This window comes from Microvirga soli (genome assembly GCF_016734765.1).
GTDB lineage: Bacteria > Pseudomonadota > Alphaproteobacteria > Rhizobiales > Beijerinckiaceae > Microvirga > Microvirga soli.
Window position 1 is genome coordinate 14,986 of sequence record NZ_JAERQE010000041.1, and the last position, 23,514, is coordinate 38,499.

Genomic DNA, 23,514 nt, shown 5'->3' on the forward strand with positions numbered 1-23,514 from the left:
CCAGGAAGGGCGAATTTTAGAGCATAGTACCCAAAAGTAGACCAACCGCTTGACCCTCTTCTCTTTCTTCTGGCTGGCGCATCGTTCGGCTAACCCGACAGGCCTCGTCAGCGAAACACCGGATCCACTTCTCTCACGCACTACGGACATGGTGCTGTTCCTCCTGGTCAATCCGCGCTGGGAGCAGGTGTTCCAGCCCAAGGACGCAGCCTCTCTCAACCCAATCGAGCTCGGATGGAAGATCCTGCGCTCCCATTAGCGGGCCGGCGCTTCGAAAGCTGGTGCGAGTTCACTGACGCGATCCACTGCTCCACAGTATACTGGAGTGCGCATCGCCATCCTTTCGGCTGGGGCAACCGCCGCTGGCATCGCCCACACCCTTTGCCCGGCATTGCCCTCCTGCCCAGAGCCGCATGACTTTCCGGATGCACCAGTTAGATTCTCGCCTCCTGAGGGCCCTCCACGGCCCCGCGCAATAAATGGCGAAGGCGATTGTAGATTTTTGTGATCTGGAGCGCGTGCGTGCTCGCTGACACATCCTTGGCAACCTGAGCGCGCTCGTTGCTTTCAAGAGCGACGCTTTCGGGCGAGTGCAAGATGTCAAGTGCGACCTGAGCGAATTCATCTGCGGCGGCGGTCACTGGGACTAGGCGACCTCCACGCCATGTGTTCCAGATCTCTCGGTAACCTGCGTCGTCGGTCGCAACGTATGGCGTTCCGATGATTGCGGCCTCAACGAGCGTGCGGCCGAAGGGCTCTCGAATGGACGTTGCGATCAGAAGGTCGAGAGCGGCGATGTTCCGTTCACCCGGCAGATGAAAGCCAGCGAATGTTACCCGGTCACCGATCCCGAGGTCCTGCGCCATGCGAATGAGGTCGTGTTCGGTCCAATCACCGCTGCGTCCAAAGACCACGAAGTGGCAATCGGATCGGACCTGCAGCAATGTAGAGCAGATCTGCAGGAACAGGTCCGGACGCTTCCAGTGCCAGAAATTGCCTACGAAGCCGACCAAGAGCCGATCCGTTGGACAACCATGTTCAGCGGCGAACTGGCGCGCATCCGCCCGCTGTGCACTCTTGGGATCGATCTGTACTGGGTTGAGGACAAGTGCGCACCTGGCTGGCTCAACGAATGAGACATTATCCTGACATGACGCCGAGATGCAGATGACCTGGTGGGCGAGGCTGATGAGAAGGCGCTTTGGAGGAGTCATTCGATTAAGTGACCGGTGGTGATACACGACGGGCCTTCCGGCGAGCCGAGCCACCGGTCCCCAGGACTGCATCGTCCGCAGATCGTTGAAATGAACCACGCTGTGCATCGGAAACGCTTTTACAATCTGCAGGCGGGCGAATAACCGAGACGCGTCATACAGTGGGTGATGGCGGGATACCGGCATTTCGCCCGTGGGGATGACGCAAAGCGCGTTCTCAATCGCGTGCCGGGCAATCAGAGTGTCTGTAGAACAGAGGACGCAGCACTGAAGGCCGTGCTCTTCCTGCAGTGCTCGCGCTAAGGTAAACGTGGAAACATGACTGCCCCCCATGTCTCCACTGACGAAAGGGAACACCACTGCCCTTACGCCCCGTTGTCGTGGTTGAGTGATCGACACGTGCATGGATGATCCTTAGCTAGAACATCGCGGGCGAAAGTGGGCCCACTCTAAGATTAACTCGATGCTCACCCCTTCATTTGCGCATCGTGCGGAAAACCGGGTCCGCTTATCCGCACGATGCGCAAGCATTCGTCTCGAACAGAACGGGCGATGGGCGGTGAAGTGTCATAGCAGCAGTCCGATGTGCGAATTTCGCATACAATCGTGATCGTTTTATACTGGCAAGGTTCAGGCACTGGTGAGACTAAGTTCCTGGTATTGCCGGATCCGATTCATGTCCACGCTGTTCAGGATCGCTCCCACGCACTGAAGACGTACGCCTTCGTCGGCTGCCAAGACTTCGCGTATGAGCTCCTTCGAAGTCTTGCCCCATTTCACGACGAGGAGCACGCAATCGACCTTGCTTGCGAGAATCCTCGCCTCGCTCCCAGCAGTCAGGGGTGGCAGATCGACGACAATGTACTTGAAGTGAGCTTTGGTGTCCTGGAGAACCTGATCGAGTTCCCCGCCGGAGAAAAGATGACTCGGATGGGGCAAATCAGGGCGTTTGATCATGGGTAGCATTGCGACCCCACTGATAGGGCCCTCGTGCAAGGCGTCCGTCAAGGAACATGAACCTGCCAGAACGTCCATAAGACCGGTCGTGGCATTATGCGCAATAATCGCGCTGAGGTGAGGGTTCCTAGTATCGCCATCAATCAGCAAGGTCGGCCCCTCTCCCCGCCCGAGATATGAAGCGAGATTGGCTGCAATCAGCGACCTGCCCTCTTGCGAAGCTACTGACAGGACACCGATGACCTTTGAAGCCTCGGAACCTGTGTCGGCGACCGAGAGCGCCGCCGATCTAAGGGCCTCCGCAAACTGCGACTCGGGAAAGAGGTCGACGAATCTAGCTAAGGCATATGACTGCTTTTCTACATCTTCCGAGGCTCTGCTGGTTGGAAAGCCGAACCTGTACGATCTCCCGATACGAGGGATGGAAATATGTGGCAGCAATCCAAGACACCGCATTGCGAGGTCTTCACGGACATCCTTGCAAGTTCGGACTGAACCGTCGCGGTACTCGCGCAAGGCTCCCCACGCTCCTCCGGCGAGCGCCCCGACAAACGCCGAAAGAACGATGCTGACGATAGGCTTCGGCTGACTAGGCTGGAGCGGTGGAGGGGCGGGAGTCACAACCCGGGCGTCGCCTAATGGAAAAGATTGCTGCTGAATTGTTTGTTGATAGCGTTGTGAATAGGTATCGTAGAGAGTTCTATAGGTGTCGGCAGAACGCTCAAGCTCACGCAGCCGGACAAGCTTGGCGTTTGCGTTGGTGGCAATAGAAATCAAGTTGTTCACATTTCGCTCAAGCTCCTCCAGTCTCGCCTTCGCAATTTCGAAGTCGCTCTCATAACTTTGCGCCACGGAGCCCAGCGCGGAGAGTAACTGCCGCTGGATCTCCGCCTTTTCAGTCCGATAATTAACCGCTCGCTCATGATCCGGTCCAAAGCGCGCACTGATCTCTGCTTCACGCCTTCCGGCCTCAAGATAGCGCGATTGTAGATCATTGATGGCATTGTCCTTAAGTCCCTCGCCTATCAATGCCTCAAAGGAGTTCGTATTCAGAACATGGCGGATTCTATCCAACCGAGCGCCCGTACGAGCGACCTCCCCCCTGGCGGCAGCGAGTTGGGCATTGAGTTCGGACAGCTGCAGGTCAGTTACAAGCTGCCCTCCGACGGCAGTTAGATTATTGCTGGCGCGGAACTGCTGAGCAGCGAGATCGGCTTCGACAGACTGTTGCCGCAGCTCTTTGAGCCGCGCGAGAAGCCACGCGTTGGCACGTCGCGTGGCGTCGTACTTTCCTTCAAGCTGGTCGGTGAGATACGCCTCAACATAGGTGTTGGCTATGCGAGCCGCTTGATCTGCGTTCGTGCCCGTGTAGCTGATTGAGATAAGGTAGGTTTTGCCGACTCGGGTGATTGTCGTGCGGCTCAAGAGGCGGTAGGCGGCCGTCCACCTCGCGTTTTCCCGTGCCCGCAATCCATCGGGAATAGGCGCAGGCTTGTCTCCCGCTAGACTGACAAGAGAGCGAATAGTCCGGTCGATCGATCGGCCTAACCAAGCGATGATCCAACCATCATCGGTCCTGAAAGTCTGATCGTCAGCGAGATCCAATCTATCGACCACCGCAAGCGCAACTTTCGCGGACTTCAGCACCTCAACTTGACTATCGACAACGGTCGAAGAATCCACCGAACCAATTTCCGTTATCGCTGAGACGTCCTGAACGGCGCGAACCTGCCGGCGATCCATCATGATGCTAGTAGTGGCTGTGAATAGGGGAACTGACGTGGTCACAAACAAGACCCCTACCAGAGCGCCAAGGGATGCGAACAAAAGGATTCTTTTCAGCTGGCGCCTGACAGCCGCTAGGATGAACCCGACGTCGATGTAATCGCCCTGATCTCTTCTATGAGGAAATGCGACGTTTGGTTCTCCGAGCGTCTTTTGCGTATATCGTTGCAGCATCCGGGTCCTCGCAACTCGTTTCGGCGCTGGTCCATAGCAACTACCATTGCTCCCGAACTAAGCGGGATCCAAGAGGCGCTGACTTCATGCCCATCCATAGTATAGGACTCAGTTGTTTGTTGGCGCCTTATATTCTGCAATGTCACTGTCGATACGCGACTTTCAAGATGCCATTATGTCAATCTAAGGCGTTAACCATTCGTGGCTAGTTGTTCGCGCGGCTGTCGATCGTCTCTCTAGAGCATCGCACATGAGCGGTACAACCGCACTGCTCATGAACACTCAAGCTTGTCTTAGGCAGGTCTAATTTAGCTGCTTTGTAGCTTGGTGCATGATTCCTTGCAGCAGTAACGGCGCGCCGAGCGCACTCATCTGAGTGCAAGTATCCTGCCCGAACTCCATCGGCACGATCTCGGACAACGATCGAGCACCTCAAAGCGTCTTTGACTGCAGACGAGACGCTCGTGCCCCGGGCGGAGATGCCTCGGTGCGAAACGTTTGTGCCATAAGACAGTCTGGACATCACCCGAAGCAGAGGATTGTCGACGCCACCAATACATGTAGCAGGCGCGGGACGGTACATCATGCGACGTGAACAGTCGGAGCGCGGATTCTAACAGATCGAGCGTCGGACTGCATCGGAGGCGGGCTCGATTTCGTGAAATCAATACTCAGCGGCGCACCTTGGCTTTTTCACTTGTTTCCTAGATACAGCACGGGGTGCTCTTCGCTAAGTCTAGTTCCCCGAAACTAGTTTAGCGCATGGTGGGATCTATGGGCGTTGGATGTTCAGCCGTTGCCCTCGCCGAGCACTGCATTATAAATTCCGCCAGGAACCTTTGACTTTGCTGGGTGCCGCAAATTCCGATGCTTGAGTTATGCCAGACAACTTGTCTTAACAGCGCGCTCATTGCACTCTCTACGTGAAGCGTCAGTCATGATTCCGGTGCAGGTGAGTTTGCTCCCTATCCGCACATGAACTCGCACTTTGGTGACAGCAGGACCCTATGACCATGCTTACATCAAGGCTAACAGCCCCGTACGAACTCAATCGCACACCGCTCTCGCGAGGTGAGGAGATGTGCAGACGCGCGTTCGACCTCACCGTTGCGGTGGTAGCGCTTGCTCTTGCGCTGCCGCTGCTCATTGTCATTGCGATCGCGATACGCATTGATTCGCCGGGGCCGATCCTATTCCGTCAAACCCGAGGAGGGCTCAACAGTCGTCCATTTTGTATGTACAAGTTCCGCACAATGGGCGTCATCGAGGATGAGAGCGCAGTCATGCAAGCTAGTCGCGATGATCCTCGCGTCACGCGGGTGGGACGCCGTCTCCGGCAAACTAGCCTTGATGAACTTCCGCAGTTGCTCAATGTCATCCGAGGTGAGATGTCACTCGTCGGGCCTCGCCCGCACGCGCTTCAGCACGATATCGAGTTCGGCAAAGTTGTCGACAGCTACGCGTTGAGAAGCCGGGTGAAACCGGGCATCACTGGATGGGCGCAGATCCATGGCCTTCGCGGCGGGATATCCACGGTGGAAGGCATTCAACGACGTGTCGACTTCGACAACGAGTACATCGCGCACCGTAATCTGCGCCTCGATATTCTGATCCTCGTTCGAACGGTCCGTGAGGTGATCCGTCAAACGAATGCATACTAGCGCATCGTCTAGACTCGGACGGACACGCTCGTGAAAAGTGGATCCATTTTTGGCTCCATACGATGCGCTAGTCCATAGAACGAGCAATGTCTCAAGCGGCATCGGCTTCAATCTCGAGACGTATCTGTGGGAGAAACGCATGCCGCTTCTATCGCTTAGATCGATGCTGACGCGCGGTGCGAAATGGCAGTTCCGGCTCTTCGCCCGCATAGACCACTGGACCGCTTTGGGCAGTGCGCTGGAGCAGCGATTGCAATACTTAGTATACTTATCGGGTTTATTGCGGTGTTCAGTTATTTCAGTTGCATGTCGATCGGTGCGGCACGCAGGGCTGCGTCAGCGAATAGACAAACTCGCTTTCCCGCAGGATGCGTCAGCGAAAGCGCTTGCCGGATTGGCGCTTCTTGCTGTCTGTGGCGACCAGTGCCTCGCGCAAGGCCGAGACGCGCGAACCTTGTATATTGCACCTGTACCGGCAGGATCTGAGGACGGCTCCAACTGGTCAAATGCCGGGGCGCTGAATCGACTTCCTGAATTCATTGCCAAGCTTGCGTCCGGGGGCTCGATTCTGCTGAAGGCGGATGCCGGCCCCTACCGGGTCGACCGGCAGATCTCCATCCGAAATGGCGGTAGCGAAGGCGCCCAAGTCACGATCTATGGCGCGGACGGGAATGGAAATCCCTCGAATGCCGAGATTCTTGGATCACGTGCGGATCCCTGGCTACAGGGCGCGCATCCCGGACCGGAGGTGTTTCGCCTCCAAACGGGCGCTGACTATCTTGTCTTCAGGAATCTTTCCTTCCGCAACACGGGTAACGGCTGCTTCCGGGTGGCTGGAAGCATTCGCGGTCTGGGTATCGAAGATGTCTCTGCGCAAAATGTCCGCCGCTTCTTTGAGGTCAACCCCAGCGGCGAAGAGCAAAGCGCGCGGGTTAACGATCTGACGATCCGCCGCGTGGCGGTTCGGGGCTATTCAAAAGGAGCGTTTCGCATCAGGGGCGATTCAAGCAATGTCACGATGGAAGACATTATCGGCGACAGCGAACGTCAGGATGGCGACAACTTCGCGATCGGCGTCGCCCTGGAGGACACAGTCCACGACGTTGTTCTGAGGCGCGTGACAATGATGAACAGTCACGATAGCTCAAACGCGTATTGGAACGGCGATGGATTTACAACCGAAAGTCGAGTCCGCAATGTCCGCTTCGAAGACACGGTGGCGTCCGGATCCACCGATGGCGGCTATGATCTCAAGTCTACTGAGACGACCCTGCGGCGCACCGTTGCCGATGACAACAAGCGCAACTACCGCATCTGGGGTGACGCCACGATCGTCGATTGTGTCAGCCGCAGTCCGCACAAGCGTGGTGGGAGCGGCCTGCAGAACCACTTTTGGATTGCGAAAAGCGCAAGAGCGGATGTCTCCGGATGCGAGATCCAGGATTCCGATGAGCGAACTACAGTCTTTGAGGTCGAACACGGAGGATCGATCGTCGTCAAAAACACATCAATCAAGACGAGTCCAAGTGGGCGGCTGTCGTTGGTACGTGAGGGTGGTCATCTCCAGATCACACCGAGGCAGTAGCAGCCAAGTCGAGGTCCGTCATGAAGATTTGTGTTCTTGGTCTCAGAGGCATTCCTCAAGTCAGTGGAGGCATCGAGATGCACTGCGAGCAACTCATTCCACGGCTGAAAAAGCGCCGGCCGGAGGATCAGTTCACCGTGATCGGGCGCAGGTCGCATTGTCCCAAAGATATTTCGGAGTTCGACGGCGTACAGATTGTTGCGTTAGCTCATGCGAGAGGTAAGTACCTCGAGACGATCTCGCATACTTTAATCGGGGTTCTGTATGCCAGATTTCGACTTCATGCCGAATTCATCCACATCCACGCTATTGGTCCTGCTTTGGTCGCTCCGCTGGCGAAGATGCTGGGCATGAGGGTGCTTGTGACTCACCACGGTGCCGATTACAACCGGGCACGCTGGAACGCGTTCGCCAAAGCGGTCCTTCACGCCGGCGAGTTCTGCGCTGTCCATTTCGCCGATCATATCATTTCAGTATCGCCATCCGCCGCGGATAGCTTACGGCGCCGCTATCGAGTGCGTTCGTCGTGCATCTCGTTTATTCCAAATGGCTCAACTCACATGGCAGGGTCCGACTCCGGTTGCGACATGAACCAATCGGTCCTGTCGCGGTATGGACTGAATTGCCGTGATTATATAATCACGGTCGGGCGTCTCGTGCCGGAAAAGGGGCTCGAGACCATCATCCAGGCGTTTCGCGACATTCCTCGCCCATCGAATCTCGTCCTTGTCGGAGGAGCTTCGTCGGAGGATCGATATGTCGAATATCTACGCCGCGAGGCAAATGAGCGTGTCATATTCACCGGCGCTCTCAATCCAGCAGACATTCGGGTGCTGCTGGCGAACGCCGGGTTGTTTGTCCTTGCATCCCGGCATGAGGGTCTGGCCATTGCCGCTTTGGAAGCCGCAGCGTCAGGGTGCCCGGTCCTCTTAAGTGACATTCAAGCGAATCTCGATCTTGGCCTACCGGCGACAAGCTACTTCAAGTCTGGCGACGTGGACGACCTTCGAAGAAAGCTGTCCGCGCCGCATCAGACGTATAGCGTCCCGTCGACGAACTTCTTACGCAACTACGACTGGGACAAGATCAGCGACGAGACAAACGCGATTTATGAGGCATTGGCTCGGCGTCCGGCGGGGAGCGCCTTGAGCGCACTCATCCCTTGAATCCGCTGATATGGTGGTACACAGCCATAACTCTGGCAGCATGTGTTTTTGGCGAGAGTTCCTCGGCCACCTTGCGGCGGTCATCGAGGGGCAGGACAACGTCCTCCGGCGCAGACAGGACGCGTATGGCTGTGTCCGCGAATTCGGCAGCCGTGGCCTGAGGCCTGACCAGGATCCCTCCAGACCAGCGGGCCACGATTTCGGAATGACCCGAATCGTCTGTCGCAACAAAAGGAACCCCGAGGAGCAGGGCTTCGACGAGGGTCCGACCGAAGGGTTCACCAAAGGCCGGGGCGAGCAAGATGTCCAGGATCGCGATGTTCATCTCGGGCGGTGACCGGAAGCCCGCCAGGACGAGCCTGTCGGCGATCCCATGATCTGCCGCGCGGCTTTCCAAATCGCGGCTCTGGAAATCGCGTTCGCGGCCAAAGATGACGAACCGGGCGTTTGGCTCTCGCGCGGCGATGGCTGCACAGACATCAACGAAAAAGTCGGGTCGCTTCCGAAACTGATAGTTGCCGATGAAACCGACGAGGAGCGGTTCCGCGTCTTCCGGTGCATGGGCGCGGAGTTCTGTCTGCCAGCCCTTGGGTGACTCGAGCACCGGATCTGGGAAAGGATTGAGAACGCATGTGATGCGGTTCCTGGGCAGAAACTGGAGATTCCGCCGGCAGTGGTCCGATATGGTAATGATGCCGTGCGATCTTCGCACAAGCGCACGATCGAACCAGCGCATCCTCAAGAGCGCTCGATGGTGATAGACGAGTGGCAGTCCGAGCATCCGTCCCGCGATGCCCCACGATTGAAGGCTCCAGATATCGTTGCAGTGAACGATGGCGCCGGGTCCATAGGACTTCAGTGTCCGGATTCGATGGGACAGCCTCGCAATGTCAGCGATAGGATCACGGGCCTTCGCTGGAGCGTCTCCGGTGGAGCACACGTCAAGATCCATCTCGGCAGCTTGACGGGCGACGTTCGAACCTGGAGCTGCGAGAACGACACACCTGATGCCATGGTCCGCCACCAGGGATCGCGCAAGGTGGAAGGTCGATATATGACTTCCGCCTACGGTTGAGCCCGTGAATGGGAACAGGATCGGCCCGAAGGTTGCATTAGTCCTTGACGTCATTGGCCCTCACAGGATCGGTGCATTGACATGCTCTAGGTCGACATTCCCCCGATGCTCGTTCCGGTCCCCCGGCAGACGATCCGCACGTTGAAACTCGGGGATCCATAGCGTTGCGCGACCCCGTTGATCGGCCGGTCGTTCATGTCTGCCGAGGGGGCTGCGAAAAAAGCGGTTTTCTGCAAAACTGACCAGTCCCATAGACCTTCGGATTGCTGGATTGTCCTGCAGGTGCTACTTGCGCGTCTCCCCATCCAGTACAGCCAGACATCACCCGCTTGCTGACTGAGCTCAAGAAAAGCCGCTTTGTCGACGACCTTGAGGGACAATGCTCTGGGCGCGTAAAGAATACCTCCGCGGCCAATTGGCAATGCTGTCGCGGAACCTTTTGGCTCGTTCAGATAGGCCCATCGTTCGAGAGGCAGCAATTTCCTCTGATCATCTAGCCGGATCTCGCGTGTCTGGTAACAGATGATCAACCCTAATCGGTCGGAGGAGGTCATGACCAAGCCCTCCAGCCAGCGTGACCCGTATTCGAGGAGACGTCGACCATGACGGTGAACAATTCGGGAATTGCCCCGACAGACGGAATAGTTTTCTTGAGCGACTGGATAACCTCGGTCGGGCAGATTTCTACGCCATACGAGCGGAGCCGGCGCACGGCTTTCGGGATTTCAGGGTCATCGTTATGGGACGTCCAAAGGACGATACGGTCAAGTTTGACGGTTTGGCATAGCAGGGATCGTAACGTCAGAGGAAGAGTGGCGAGCCAGGAAGGATAGGATATCACGGATACGACAAGCAATCCTGGCAGCAGATCTTGCCGGTCAACGGTTCCGCTTCGCCATCCCAAAGTGGAGAGCACGGCGCCAGTCCAGATGTTCAACGCTATCAGACGCCAATGCGCCATCTTGAGAAGGCCCGTGGCTGGCGCATCGTGCGGACCTTTGGATCGTGGCGAACAATGCGTAGAGCATCGGGTCGATTCCAAACGTGGAGACCGCGCATGGAATCGATGTTTCAGGTCTTGGCCGCGATCCGGTACAGTTTCCAAAGATGGTTCCTCCGTGTCACGTCTGCCGTAAAGCAGAAATATACCGAAGGCCCGCTGAGACGTCGATGAGACGTTCAGCCGTTCTTAGTCTCGCTCATGCTCATTTGGAGATGCCAGTCGAGGAGTCAATCAGATGGTAAGGACTGCCTAATGTTGTACGAATTTCTTTCATTGGTCGCGCTCATGCCCTGGATCGCGAATGACGGCTCTAAAGGCCCAGGAGCGAGGCAACGAGCACCCGCTGGATCTCCGACGTGCCCGAGTACAGCCGACTGCCCAATGCGTCGCGCAACTCGCGCTCGACTTCGGCCTCCACCATGTAACCGTAGCCGCCGTGGATCTGGATGGCGTTCTCGGCGCACCGTACCCAGTTCTCGCTGATCGTGAGTTTCGCCAGAGCTGCCTCGAGATAGACGTTTCGTCCCTTCGTCTGGAGCCAAGCTGTCCTATACAGTGCTGCTTGCGCTTGGTCGACACGCATCTTCATATCGACAATCTTGCTGCTCACCAACTGGAATTTGCCAATGGCCTGACCGAACTGCTTCCGGTCTCTCGCATAGCGAATTGACATTTCGAGCAGTCGCTGCATCGCTCCGACGGAATTGGAAAGGATGCAAGCTCGCTCCCAGTTCATGGAATGCGTGAAAAGACTCTGTCCGGCTCCCTCCCGTCCGAGACGATTCTCCGCCGGCACCTCGCAATCATCGAAGAACAGTTCGGCCATTGGCGATGTGCGAAGGCCCATTTTCTCGAGAGGGCGTCCGACCTTAAACCCAGGGTATCCCTTTTCAACGAGAAAGCCGCAGATCCCATTTGGTCCGGCAGATCGGTTGAGTGTGGCGTACACAACGACAAGATCCGCGACATTGCCATTGGAGACGAAGGTTTTGCTGCCATTCAGCACATACCGGTCGCCCCGCCGCTCAGCCGTCGTTCGAAGGCTATATGCATCCGATCCCGAGCCGGGCTCCGTCATCGCGTTTCCACCGATTAAGGTGCCGTTGCAGAGGTCCGGCAGGTACTTGCGCTTTTGCGGCTCTGACCCGAAATCGAGGAGCGGGATTTCGACCGTCCACATGTGAGCGTTGATTGAGAACAGCAAGCCGTTGTCTTTGCAGCCATACCCAAGGTTCTCGAGCACCCCTACCGTTGTCAGCGGATCCGCTCCCATCCCGCCGTAATCCGCCGGGACAGGAAGTCCATGAATTCCGAACTTGGCACATTTGTGCCAGCCTTCACGGTTGAACTCGCCCCGCTTGTCCCGCTCGCACAGACCCTCATTCAACTCGTCGCGAGCAAAGCTTTTGACAGCCTCCCGCAGTTGCATCTGTTCATCGGACCAAGCGAAGTCCACGGGTTAGCTCCCACTCCAGGTTTTCAGGGTCTGGTAGTCGATCTTGTCGGTTGAAGTCTTGGGAAGCGAGGAATGGAAGCTGAAGCGGTCTGGGATCATGTAGACCGGAATGTGCTTGGAGCAGAACGTCTTCATGTCGATCAATGATAAGGGCTTTCCTTCCATTGACACAATGTGGGCATGCACCCTCATCCCGACGCTGTCGTCCGCCAACGCAACAACGGCAGCCTCACGAATTTGCGGATGGCGGTAGAGACATACCTCGATTTCGCCTAATTCAACACGGAACCCGCGCTTCTTGATCATTCTGTCCTTGCGGCCGAGGTAACGAAGAGTGCCGTCCGCCTCCTCGCGAACAATGTCGCCAGTCCGGTAATACTTCTTGCCATCTACCTCGACGAAGCACCCCTGTGATTGCTCTGGTAAGTTCCAGTAACCTCTCGTAACTGCGGGCCCATATATGCACAGTTCGCCCTCAGCGCCTTCGCCCGCCTCGGTTCCATCGGCCTGAAGGAGAATACCTTCAAGATGTGAGCAGACCTTTCCGATCGGTACCGGCTCCATCTGCTCGGCTGGAATGGGCGTCCGGACCTGATGATACGTACAGACATTTGTCTCGGTTGGGCCGTATAAATTGAAATACAGCGGGTGCGGCCAACGCTTCGTCAGCAGTTTCAAGTGATTGATAGGAAACACCTCGCCAGCAAACAGAACCAGCCTCAGTGCTGAGTAGTCGCGTGTCTCGAGCTGTCCAAACTGGGCCATAAGGCTCAGGATCGACGGAGCCGAGTACCAAATCGTGATCCCGTGATCTGCAATCACTTGAGCGAGTTCATGAGGCTGCTTTCCGATCTCCTCACCGATGATAATTAGGGTCCCGCCGTGCTTCACGGAACTGAAGATATCGAACACCGACAGATCGAAATGGAACGGAGCGTGGGATGAAAACCGGTCCGATTGCGTGAGGGCAAATGTTTTCGCGCACCACTCGACGAAACTTACCGCGTTGCCATGTGTGAGCTGGACTCCTTTTGGCTTGCCGGTGGAGCCGGATGTGTAGAGAATGAAAGCCAGATCCTCAGTCCCGGCTCGAGATACAGCGAAAGACGTTTCTTCCTGGACATTGCAGCTAGGCGTGGCTCGCGCCTGACGGCTGTCTCCCGCCTCGTCGATAGAAAGAATGACAGGGTGCCACTCTTCTGCATCGTGCACTCCAAGCATGGTCTCGAAGCGCTTCTCGAGCACGATGGCGGCCACCCGGCAGTCCGAAAGGATGTAGTTATTGCGCGCGGCTGGCCCGGTCGGATCGATCGGAACATACGCGGCACCGGCTTTCAGAATTGCGAACAGTGTCACGACAGCATCGATCGACTTGTGAAGCCAAAAACCGACGCGATCGCCAGGCTGAACGCCGAGACTGACCAATCGGTCACGCAGCCGATTGGAATGAGTATCGAGTTCCTCATATGTCATTGAGTTGCCGTCGATCTCCTGGAGCGCGACCTTGTCAGGCCAGTGATGCGCGGCATCAAGAAGATATTGATGAAGTTTCATCTGATAGATCCTCCGGCGCACGACCTCACGCCCGATGCTCTAGCGCACGAGCGAACGCTTCGAGTCGACAAGTGCGCAGATAGCCTGCAACGTATTCAAGTGCTCCTCATCGGCCTCATGGGCTTTAATCGGGATATCGAATTCACGCTCGAGGAACGCAATCAGCTTCAAGATTGCCAAGGAATCAAGGATGCCCGTCGATACCAGTGGTGTGCTGGGCGTCAGCTGCCCTGGATCTTCGCCCGGAAGGAATTCCTCAAGGATATAGTCCTTGATGACGGACATTGTGGCACTCTGATCGGTCATGAAAGCTCCTCCACCGGGTTCGCAACGTCAAATGATCTGCACAATTCCCGATTCTAAATAGCTCTCCTTCGAAAACTAGTGGCACTCCGGAACTAAGGAGATCATGCGAGCGGCTGGCTTGCACTGCACCACGATGCGCTAAGACCGTCTATATACGACCCTATGCTTACAATATACGACACTATGCTTGGTGCGCCATAGAGCGTCGCCCTGCCATGATATTCCTGTCAAGCCATCAAACAACTAATTTAGCACCCGGTGTGTACTGGACCTCCCGCCGCGGTGCAGTCAAACATTGTCATGGGTAGCGGAACGTGCGGCTCTTTTGGGATGCAGCGCGATGCGCCGTTCAAGAGATCGCTATTGGGTCGAACCTAAACTGGGGTCCACTTCTGGGATTGAAGGTCTAACTGGCGTTCACCAGAACCAGACCGTCGGGAACGAAGTATAACGGAGGCCACAGCGGTGGAGGCTCCTGTCACATCAGTGCGCACGGCGCAATCACCCGAAGCCGATGACGTTCTCGTCAGGCGTCCCTCTTTCAAAGGTGGCGCTGCCAACGCCTACTGGGAGCAGGTGCGTCACGACTTAGTATTCGGTCGTCTTGTGAGGCTCGGGATCATCGTAATCGAACTCACGCTCGTCGCAGTCGCTGTTAGGCTCCTCAATGTTGAGAGCCCTGCATTCGAAAACGTGCTCACGTTGGCTCTCGGCGGCTTTCTCGTCCATCACTTTCTGCCTATACCGTGGCGAATCCCCTTCTTTGCAGCTCTGTCTGTAGCCACCGTGCCGCTCGTCTTTGGGTGGGAGGCTGGCACGTGGCTGCTCGCCTTCGGAGGGCTTCTGATCGTGCTCTGCCACGTGCCGGTCGCATTTCATGTCCGTGTTGCGCTGATCGTTGCCCTGGTGCTTGCGCTGGGTCTCGCACGCAAGCAGGTGCTTCCCGTATTCGCCGCGATCCCGCCAACGATCTGGCCGATCCTGGGATCGATGTTCATGTTTCGGTTGATTGTCTACCTTTATGACCTCAAGCATGAGGCCGCACCTTTCAGTGCAAGCCGCGCCGTGGCGTACTTCTTCATGCTTCCGAGCGTTTGCATGCCACTCTTCCCGGTGGTCGACTACAAGACTTTCCAGCGTAGCTTCTATAATGCAGATTCCTTGTGCCTGTACCAAACGGGCGTTAAATGGATTCTTCGGGGACTGATCCACCTGATCCTGTACAAGGCGGTATACTTCCTAGCCGTGGTCGAGCCGGGAAGCGTCGTTAATGGAACTGATGCGGCGAGGTATATGGTCTCGACGTTCCTTTTGTATCTGAAGATTTCTGGCCTGTTTCACATCATCGTTGGGCTCCTTCATCTGTATGGGTTCGGTCTTGCAGAAACACATCACTTCTATCTATTCTCGGCGAGTTTCACTGATTTCTGGCGGCGCATTAATATATATTGGAAAGATTTCATCCAAAAAATCCTCTTCAATCCCGCATACTTTCGGTTGCGAAAAAGAGGCGAGACGTTCGCGGTTGCGGCCGCGACCCTAATTGCCTTTGCGGCGACATGGCTTCTCCACTCCTATCAGTGGTTCTGGATCAGAGGCGATTTCCCGATCGTGTGGGCCGACATCGTGTTCTGGTTCGGGTTGGGGCTGGTCGTCGTAGTGAACGTGCTGCTGGAATCCCGAAAAGGGCGCCGGAGAACGCTGACCAAGCCTGCGCGGACATTTCGGGATGATGCCTTGCTTGCGGCGAAGACGGCAGGCACGTTCGCCGCAATCTGCATGCTCTGGACCATATGGAGCACGCCCGATGTGGCGGAACTCACCGTTCTTTGGCGTGCTATCCTCAACTCGGGTCCGGCGGACGTCCTGATCCTTCTTGGAATCCCGGCGATCGTGGGGATTATGGGCGCCACATTCCGGAACAGGAAGCGCGAGACGTCTGGAACTGGCGACGGCGGCGATGATAAGGGCTTCATGATTCAGGCTGGAGTCGTGACGCTGACCGCCAGTCTCCTCATCGTTGTAGCTCTGCATCCTTCTCTGCTGCAGCCAGTATCGCCGACCCTGGCGGGTCTGGTCACCGACCTGCGCGACCGCAACCAATTGAATGCGGCCGACGAAAAGAAAATGGTGCGTGGATACTACGAGGATCTAGGCGACGCGGGCCGGTTTAACAATGAATTGGGTATGATGTTCGGCGTGGCACCTGCGGACTGGAAAGGATCTGTCCCGACATTCGAGACAAATGACGCCATTGAGGCGCAGTTCGTCCCCTCAACAGCAACACCCGCGACTGGAACGATTCGGACGATCAACAGCTTCGGGCTACGCGACCGTGAGTACCCGCGCAACCATGATTCTGGGACGTTCCGGATCGGTCTCGTCGGCTCCTCCCACGACATGGGCTGGGGAGTGAAAGATGACGAGACATACGAGAACGTTGTCGAGGATCGCTTAAACCGCGAGCTGGGATCAGTAACCGGAAAGAAGTTCGAGATCATGAACTTTTCGTTCGGCGGATATGGCCCGACTCAGAAACTCGCCGTGATCGAGCAGCGTATGCTTCCTTTTCGTCCAGATGTTGTCTTGTACGTTGCGAATACGACCGAGTTTATGTGGATGTTCAAGTCGGCATCGAAGCTCGCGCGGAATGCTCTTCTCGATCAGTTTCCCTATGTCAGGGACGCAATCGAACGGGCAGGGCTCAACCCCACCATGCTTCCCGAGGATGGCGTCCTCATGCGCAAGTTGGCGCCCTTTGCAGAAGATGCTTTCGCGGCGTTGCTACGCAGCTTCCGCGAAGACACGCTCGCGCGCGGCGCCCGTCCGGTACTCGTTCTGCTTGAAATGCCCAAGGATAGCCTGAGCCGTAAACCGGAATTCGACCGCCTAGAGAGCATCGGGCGGGCGGTCGGGCTTCCTGTTCTTGATCTTCAGGGATCATTCGCGAAAGTCCGAGACCGGCAATCGCTCTGGGCCGCACCGTGGGACAATCATAGCAATGCAGAGGGGCACCGCCTGCTTGCGGATCGTCTATACACGCACTTGGTACAGCAGGAGCTGGTCCCTACGCTCCCACCAAAGAATCGTTCCGGCATCCAAGATGCAAGGTAGACGGAGGCAATGGGCGAGCCGGTGACACAGATTAGTGGGCGGAGCCCGGTCAGCGTGTCGGATGGCGTGCGCCCTGCACGCGTCTCCTTGATCATCCCGGTTTACCGGATGGAGGCGGAGCTGCGGCGGTGCTTGGAATGCCTTACTAGGCAGACCTACGGCGACTTCCAGGTTGTGATCGTCGACAATGAGCCTGCGGCAGACGGCAGCGTCAGCGCTGGGGTCGGGTCCATCATCTCCGCGTTTGCGGCCGCAGACCTGCGAGTGCACGGCATCGGATGCCACAAACCTGGATCCTACCACGCGCGCAATGCTGGCATCCTTAGTTCGCAAAGTGAACTGATCGCGTTCACCGACGCCGATTGTCTACCACAGCCGGAATGGCTCAAGGCGGCGGTTGGAGCCTGGGACTCGCACACTCGTCCCGGCGTGGTCTCCGGGCCAGTGGCTCTCTATCCGGCCGACCAGCGCCCGATCTCTCTTTACGAAATGCGCTTCAGCTATCTTGGCTTAGTAGACGGCACGGGCGATTCATTCGTGACCGCCAACTGGCTTAGCGCCAGAGAGATCCTCATGGAATTGGGCGGCTTTGACGCGTCGCTTCGATCTGGCGCGGATGTCGATCTCTCGAGACGTGTCAAAGCGGCCAGACATCACCTAATTTATGCATCAGATGCAGTTGTGAGACATCCCACGCGAACCACACTTGAGGAACTTCTGAGGAAGCACCGCCGTACGATAGGTGGTGCATGGAACCGCACTCCAAGGCGACTGAGGACCCTGCGCGTCCTGAGACATGTTCTCAAACGCGGATGGTCGCGCTACCGCGAACTGCATCTGGCCAGAGCCAGCGAAACGGAGCTTATGACGGGATTGCTCGAGGTGCAGCGTGCCCTAACGGCGGCCGAGATCCGAGAAACGATCCGCCTCGCTTGGGGGGGCGAGCCTGAGCGCTAGCGGATCATGCGGACTTGCGCGGCGCACCAAACGATGCGCGACTTCAGGTCGGGTGCCTGTATTATGGTTTTCTGTCCTGATCGAGCAAGATGAGAACACCGCCGGCGAATCGCGAGCTCGCCGGGGGCGGCAGGGGCTGGGTCGTTCCGATGCAGACTGGTGCGCGTCGGGCTAGAGCAACGGCGGTTCTGATGGGGCCAGTGCATTGCCGCTACTGCTTTATTTCAGCTCTACTTTCCAAGGTGGATCATTCTCGGATGCCGAGCGCGTTGCTTTAGACTCAGACCGCCCCTCTCGCTTCCCCGTGGCCTGAACGGATACCGGGCGTGACGGCCCGCATGACAAGCCAAGGCCGCGGAAAAGATGCATCATCCAATCCCACAGTCCGCCGGCATCGACAGTGCCAAAGATCGGCTCGATGTCTGCCTTTAGCCTGATGGAGCAACGCGCCACTTCGCCAATGACGCCGACGGCTATCGCGCGCTCATCGCCTGGCTCTCCAGCCATGCCATCCAGCGCGTGGTCTCCGAGCCAACCGGCGCCTATCACCGAAAGCTGGAGCGGAGCCTTGCCAATGCTGGCCTGCCGCTGGCGAAGATCAATCCCCGCCACGCCCGCCGCTTTTTGCAAGCCTTGGGCCAGCTCGCCAAGACCGATCGGCTCGATGCGGCGCTGCTGGCGAGCTTTGGAGCGCTGCTCGAGCCACCCACCCGGGGCCATACTCAGCCCCTCGCTGGGCGCGATGAAGGAGCTGTTGGGGGCGCGGCAGGCGCTGATCAAGGACCGCACCGCTGCTCTCAACCGGCAGAAGGTCGTGCGCTCTGCCTTGTTGCTGCGCCAACTGGCCCATCCGTCGCGCTAGATCGCCCTCCCCTTAGCTGCCATTGACGCCCAGCTTCAGAGCCTGTGCTGGGCGATGCGGATCTTGCCCCACGTCTGGCGACCCTCATGAGTATCCCCGGCATTACCGAGCCACCGCCGTGAGCCTGCACCTCGAGATGCCCGAACTCGGCAGCCTTGGTCAGAGCCAGGTGGCCAGCCTCGCCGGTCTGGCTCCGCTGGCGGGCGACAGAGGAGCCTCGCGCGGTTGCCTCACGAGCCGCGGTGGTCGCGCTCATGTGCGAAGGCGCTGTACATGCCGACGCCGGTGGCGGCCCGCTTCAATCCAGATCTGAAAGCCAAGTACTGGGCTCTGCTCGCAGCCGGAAAGCCGCCCAAAGTTGCCCTGACGGCCTCATCATCCTAGCCAATGCGCTCTTGCGAGACCAGCGAAACTAGACCCCAAACCCGCTTGATCAAAACGGATACTCCAAGCGCGTGGTGGAAGATGCTCCAGCGCGAAATTAGCGCTCCATTAGCTATGGAAGGCGGTAGCAAGCCACAACAGTGCAGAGGCAGGGTGCCCGATCCTTCGACGTTTTAGTCTGAACGGATCTCAATGCATTATTCCGTCTCGCCCGGATCCGTCGCGGGAATCACTTCTTGCTTCCTCTATCTCATATTGACGTACGATCCGCTCATCTCCGTCGGAGATGCGCCTGATGTGGTAGAGCGGAATGCCATCGGCGGCAGACGGGAGCAGGTTGACGATGCTGAATATGCCATGAGGCATGTTGCACAAAGGCGTTTCCTTCGCTCGAACATGTTGGCCAATCTTGAACTCATATGTCGTCATAGGGTCTCCTCCAAGCAAGGATCGGACGCAACGACGCTGTCACGATCCTGTTGCGAACGGGGATTGTCGGCAGGCTAGCCTCGGCGGAAATCTCCTGATACAAACCTTGACGGCTGGCCCCATTGCGATGCATGCCGCGGGCGAGGCATTCAAACAATCGCCCGCTGATCCGATGTACGGCAGTATTCTGCCCATGCAGGACGTTCGAAATTCAAGCGAGAACTGTTCTTTCTAGTTTAGCGGCCTCGGGTCACTTGACTGGCGAGGACAGGCAATTCGGGGTTCATTGGTCTTGATGGACTGTCAGGATCGAAGATAAACCTGTCTCTCAACCTTGCAAGCCGTGATCGCGGCAGGCTCTTGAATGTCGGCACGAAAGCACCGCGAAAGTTCGCGAACGGACGTAAGCGGGAGTGATTCAGACTGAGTAAACTAACCTGCCCTTGACACGTTGTCTCGTTAGTCTGTAGTCGAGCCACGCATAACACAGAGTTTGGCCACCACTACCCCGTATGAAGAAGCGTTTGTCGTGCTCAAGAAACTAGAACCGCAAAGCTAGCTGGTAGGCCTGCGGTTCGACGGCCGCCAGATAGGCGACGGGATCGTGCCGAAAGCTAGTGCGCAGGGTTCGCGCGCGGCGGCCCCTCTCCAAACGCTGACGCAAGCTCGTCCAGTGCTCCCGGTTCGCGGCTCCCAACTCCAGGGCTGTCGGATACGGCACGCGGGTCGCGGTGGCGACGAGCCGGCGGACCGAGCCGCGCAGAACCGCACAAGGGGCGCTGTCTTGCGCCCAGTGGCGCGCCGATCGTGATAACGCTTCGCGCCGAAGAGCTGTTCGGGATCGCGGTTGGTGCGCGGCAGGTCCGGCACCGCATAGGTGTGAAACAAGCCGGGGCAATAATTGCCGGTAGCCTTCTGGAAATGGACAAGCGCACCGGCCAGTGTGCCAGCCTTGAGGCGATGCTGCTGCATCGCGCCCAGCACCCCGTTCACCCGTCGGCGCACCATGGCGGCACTCTCCTCGTGCGAGTTGCCGAGCCAATGGGCGACGGCATGAACGAACTGGTTGGCGTACTCCACGTCCGGCCACAGAGAGACGGTGCGCTCCAGCGCACGAGCGATCATCTGGTGCAAGCGGGTGAGCGCTGGCGTGAAGCTCCCTTTTGCTGCACCCTGCCCAGGCTGCCGGCCATCATCTCCAGTGGCTGACGTAACTCCCGGCTGTAATATAGATTAATTCATATCAGCATTTTGCCCACTCCCAACAAAAAATGGCTCAAACAAAGACGCAATGCGCTGAGCTCCTGCGAGGCTGAGGTGATGATCGTCAAAGTACAATGCTTTGCCATCAAACAAGACTGAACACGACTCTTCATGACACAAATACTCGTGCGGGATCACGCGGGAAACGTTGCGTTGCCTAGCCAACGAATCGAGGAGGTCGAGGATCTCTGCATTCCGTCGGAGGTACACACCTCTGTCAATTGCTAGCCTCTCCGTTCCAATTCCCTTCCAAGCATAGCGCGCGAGTACACTCGGCACATCAGCAGGTGATCTTGGAATTGGATAGATTAGAACAACATGCTTTCCGGCATCAATCAGCGTGCTTACTGTACGGCGAAAGCCGTCAGCATATGTGGGAGGCCGACTGCTCTTGTTGTCATAGAACGCCACGAGAAAAATAGTTCGGATATGTGAATGGCTGCGAAGATACTCAAGTGTGGCATCATTGTGGCTCTGACAGCCAGTGCTCCCAGTCCCAATCACAGGCGGACATGAAGAGTAACTGACCTGCATCAGCGAACGCCCGTGCTGCTCAGCAAGTCTACCTAGCGCGAAGGCAAGTTCTACAGCATGACTATCGCCCCAAACCGCAAACTCAGGAAGTTTCGGGACACCAAACACACAGGACCGCGATAATGCGATGGCACTACCTTCACCCCGGTGACAATCGCTACGCCGAGGACTCACGTCGTTCCTGAAGCTAGCTAAATAAGCTACTTCGACAGGGACGCGGGAAACCCAACCACCAGAAAGTAGGCCTAATATCCCAGCTGTTATGAAGACGAGTATTACAGCGGCGGCCCCTACAAAGAGAGGGCGTCGCTTGACTATTTCCTCCCTACGAAACGGCGTTTCGATGTAACGCCAGGACAAAGTGGCGATCAGGAGCGAGAGAATAATAGCGAGTATGACACCCCAACTTGGGAGAGCATCGACTAAATAATACTTAGCGAAGACAAGAATTGGCCAGTGCCAGAGATAGATTGAATATGAGATAAGGCCAATGAACACTATAGGCCTGAGACTGAGAACGCGGCCAGTTACGGTATTGGCGGAGGCGTAGATGATGAGTGCTGCACCCAGCACTGGCACACCTGCATACTCACCCGGAAATGGTGTCCGCGCTGAAAAGAGGCATACGGCAGACGCTATGAGGGCAATCCCGAGGAGAGTTAACCCTTCCCGTCCCATCCTATTCTTGGTGGGCGGCACGAGTCCAAGTGCAAGAAGTGAACCAGTTAATAGCTCCCACGCACGTGTCGGAGCCATATAAAATGTGAATGTCGGTGCTTTTCGTATGCCCCATATACTGATCAAAAACGACGTGGTAGCAAGGGCTACGATGATTATCAGAAGATTAGAGCGAGCAGACCGATAAATCAGCACGAAAACTAGAGGGAATAAAATGTAAAATTGCTCCTCAACTGCTAAGGACCAAGTATGCAATAGCGGAACCAGATCTCCTTGAGCGTTGAAATACCCCGACTCGCGCCAAAACAAGATATTTGACGAAAATAGGACACTGGAAATTACACTTTTTGATAAATGCGAAAAGTCTTCAGGCAAGAACAGAAAAATCGCGGCTACCATTGAAAAACTGATAACCGCCATCAGACACGGGAAGATGCGCCGCATCCGGCGCTCATAGAACGCGACAAGCGAGAAGCGTCCGTTCGCCAGTTCGCGCGAGATAATTCCGGTGATTAGGTACCCGGAGATGACGAAAAACACATCGACGCCAACATAACCCCCTGCGAAAAAGGGTACCTCGGCGTGAAACAGCAGTACTGGGATGACTGCAACAGCGCGCAAGCCGTCTATTTCCGAGCGATATCTCATTGTGTAGCGCTGCCCTCAGTTTCTAAACCAATAGCTGAGTTGAGTTTCGAAATAGCCAGAGGCGGTTCGCTCGTCCGCTAGAGATAAGCCAAGATGCGAGATTCCGCACTTTGCGAAATAGTGCATCAGACGTGAAAAGTGGGATTCGGTTCTGAGACTCATCCGATGCCGGCCCCTCAACTGGCGCATCGTTGAGGCGGAACATCGGATCCACTCTTCCGCACGATGCGCTAGCACATGCCTTTCACTTTTTAAGGTTCGTGATCATTTAATCGATAGACCGAAACTGCTCCTCAGTAGGGTTAGTGTCGATCCGTCCCTGGGAGTTAGTCGTGTGGGCACCATTTACCCGAAAGAGGCACCTCGGGAATGGCGCAACAGTGTCCCTGCCAGACGCCACTCCTCCATCTGCTTCGGCGTTCGACGCCACACGTTAGCATCAGTCACGCACCTCCTCACGAGGATCAACATCGCCCTATGTTACACCACCTACATGAAAATCATTAAAAGGCTGGTGAGCAATTTTATTGCTCGATCTAAGTATTGGATTCAACATCGGTTTGGAACTGGCTGCTGCGGCGGATGTGGGCTGTTTGACGATCCAGGAGCCCCCCATGGATGCCTGTTCCTATGCCAGCGACCTCAATGATGCCGAGTAGGCGCTGCTCGAACCCCTTGTTCCCCGCAGCCATCCAGCGGGACGGCGGCA

At 56.8% G+C, this 23,514-nt stretch carries 16 protein-coding genes and 2 pseudogenes; 7 read left to right on the plus strand and 11 right to left on the minus strand.

Translation table 11 applies throughout. The annotated features are described in order from the left end of the window. The first annotated feature begins 49 nt into the window (after positions 1 to 49). Positions 50 to 259, plus strand: a complete 210-nt coding sequence (locus JKL45_RS23245; RefSeq protein WP_201864169.1) for a hypothetical protein — start codon at positions 50 to 52, stop codon at positions 257 to 259. A 175-nt stretch (positions 260 to 434) separates the two neighbouring features. On the opposite strand, the gene JKL45_RS23250 is transcribed toward JKL45_RS23245, so the two are convergent. Together JKL45_RS23250 and JKL45_RS23255 are read right to left on the minus strand one after the other, a co-directional pair. Further along, positions 435 to 1,619: a glycosyltransferase family 4 protein gene (locus JKL45_RS23250; RefSeq protein ID WP_201864172.1), complete on the minus strand. Its 1,185-nt coding sequence runs from the start codon at positions 1,617 to 1,619 to the stop codon at positions 435 to 437. A 225-nt stretch (positions 1,620 to 1,844) separates the two neighbouring features. Continuing rightward, complete coding sequence (locus JKL45_RS23255) at positions 1,845 to 4,130, minus strand: Wzz/FepE/Etk N-terminal domain-containing protein (RefSeq protein WP_201864174.1); 2,286 nt, start codon at positions 4,128 to 4,130, stop codon at positions 1,845 to 1,847. 1,007 nt (positions 4,131 to 5,137) lie between these two features. Here JKL45_RS23255 and JKL45_RS23260 point away from each other — a divergent pair. From JKL45_RS23260 to JKL45_RS23270, 3 genes are all read left to right on the plus strand, one after another. Then, positions 5,138 to 5,791, plus strand: a complete 654-nt coding sequence (locus JKL45_RS23260; protein ID WP_246498858.1) for an exopolysaccharide biosynthesis polyprenyl glycosylphosphotransferase — start codon at positions 5,138 to 5,140, stop codon at positions 5,789 to 5,791. Positions 5,792 to 5,930: 139 nt separating this feature from the next. Further along, the gene (locus tag JKL45_RS23265; protein ID WP_201864176.1) at positions 5,931 to 7,376 is read left to right on the plus strand and encodes a hypothetical protein; all 1,446 of its coding nucleotides are present in this window, start codon (positions 5,931 to 5,933) and stop codon (positions 7,374 to 7,376) included. Between the two features lie 20 nt (positions 7,377 to 7,396). Further along, complete coding sequence (locus tag JKL45_RS23270) at positions 7,397 to 8,542, plus strand: glycosyltransferase family 4 protein (RefSeq protein ID WP_201864180.1); 1,146 nt, start codon at positions 7,397 to 7,399, stop codon at positions 8,540 to 8,542. On the opposite strand, the gene JKL45_RS23275 is transcribed toward JKL45_RS23270, so the two are convergent. The 6 genes and pseudogenes from JKL45_RS23275 to JKL45_RS23295 all read right to left on the minus strand — a co-directional run bounded on the left by JKL45_RS23275 (position 8,532) and on the right by JKL45_RS23295 (position 13,936). Then, positions 8,532 to 9,146 (minus strand): glycosyltransferase family 4 protein, encoded by a 615-nt coding sequence (locus JKL45_RS23275; protein WP_312897026.1) that lies wholly within the window; start codon positions 9,144 to 9,146, stop codon positions 8,532 to 8,534. The two genes, JKL45_RS23270 and JKL45_RS23275, sit on opposite strands and share 11 nt — an antisense overlap. 27 nt (positions 9,147 to 9,173) lie before the next feature. Beyond that, a pseudogene (locus tag JKL45_RS30910) lies at positions 9,174 to 9,671 on the minus strand (glycosyltransferase); the annotation flags it as partial. A 32-nt stretch (positions 9,672 to 9,703) separates the two neighbouring features. Beyond that, positions 9,704 to 10,171 carry a hypothetical protein gene (locus tag JKL45_RS23280; protein ID WP_201864184.1) on the minus strand — a complete coding sequence of 156 codons (468 nt, stop codon included), beginning with the start codon at positions 10,169 to 10,171 and terminating at the stop codon, positions 9,704 to 9,706. Between the two features lie 759 nt (positions 10,172 to 10,930). After that, the gene (locus tag JKL45_RS23285) at positions 10,931 to 12,076 is read right to left on the minus strand and encodes an acyl-CoA dehydrogenase family protein (protein ID WP_201864186.1); all 1,146 of its coding nucleotides are present in this window, start codon (positions 12,074 to 12,076) and stop codon (positions 10,931 to 10,933) included. A gap of 3 nt (positions 12,077 to 12,079) precedes the next feature. Beyond that, complete coding sequence (locus JKL45_RS23290; RefSeq protein ID WP_201864187.1) at positions 12,080 to 13,630, minus strand: amino acid adenylation domain-containing protein; 1,551 nt, start codon at positions 13,628 to 13,630, stop codon at positions 12,080 to 12,082. A 39-nt stretch (positions 13,631 to 13,669) separates the two neighbouring features. Next, positions 13,670 to 13,936 carry an acyl carrier protein gene (locus JKL45_RS23295; RefSeq protein ID WP_201864188.1) on the minus strand — a complete coding sequence of 89 codons (267 nt, stop codon included), beginning with the start codon at positions 13,934 to 13,936 and terminating at the stop codon, positions 13,670 to 13,672. 465 nt (positions 13,937 to 14,401) lie between these two features. Here JKL45_RS23295 and JKL45_RS23300 point away from each other — a divergent pair, with 465 nt between their 5' ends. The 3 genes and pseudogenes from JKL45_RS23300 to JKL45_RS23310 all read left to right on the plus strand — a co-directional run bounded on the left by JKL45_RS23300 (position 14,402) and on the right by JKL45_RS23310 (position 19,285). Continuing rightward, entirely contained in the window at positions 14,402 to 17,050 is a 2,649-nt protein-coding gene (locus JKL45_RS23300; RefSeq protein ID WP_201864189.1) for an SGNH/GDSL hydrolase family protein, read from the plus strand. Positions 17,051 to 17,071: 21 nt separating this feature from the next. Then, the gene (locus tag JKL45_RS23305) at positions 17,072 to 18,007 is read left to right on the plus strand and encodes a glycosyltransferase family 2 protein (RefSeq protein WP_201864190.1); all 936 of its coding nucleotides are present in this window, start codon (positions 17,072 to 17,074) and stop codon (positions 18,005 to 18,007) included. 363 nt (positions 18,008 to 18,370) lie between these two features. Continuing rightward, a pseudogene (locus JKL45_RS23310) lies at positions 18,371 to 19,285 on the plus strand (IS110 family transposase). Positions 19,286 to 19,442: 157 nt separating this feature from the next. On the opposite strand, the gene JKL45_RS23315 reads toward JKL45_RS23310, so the two are convergent. The 3 genes from JKL45_RS23315 to JKL45_RS23325 all read right to left on the minus strand — a co-directional run bounded on the left by JKL45_RS23315 (position 19,443) and on the right by JKL45_RS23325 (position 22,778). Then, a complete protein-coding gene (locus JKL45_RS23315) occupies positions 19,443 to 19,682 on the minus strand; it encodes a hypothetical protein (RefSeq protein ID WP_201864191.1) in 240 nt (79 codons plus the stop codon). A gap of 555 nt (positions 19,683 to 20,237) precedes the next feature. Further along, positions 20,238 to 20,807, minus strand: a complete 570-nt coding sequence (locus JKL45_RS23320) for a hypothetical protein (protein ID WP_201864192.1) — start codon at positions 20,805 to 20,807, stop codon at positions 20,238 to 20,240. Positions 20,808 to 20,915: 108 nt separating this feature from the next. Then, a complete protein-coding gene (locus JKL45_RS23325; RefSeq protein WP_201864193.1) occupies positions 20,916 to 22,778 on the minus strand; it encodes an acyltransferase family protein in 1,863 nt (620 codons plus the stop codon). Positions 22,779 to 23,514: the final 736 nt, after the last annotated feature.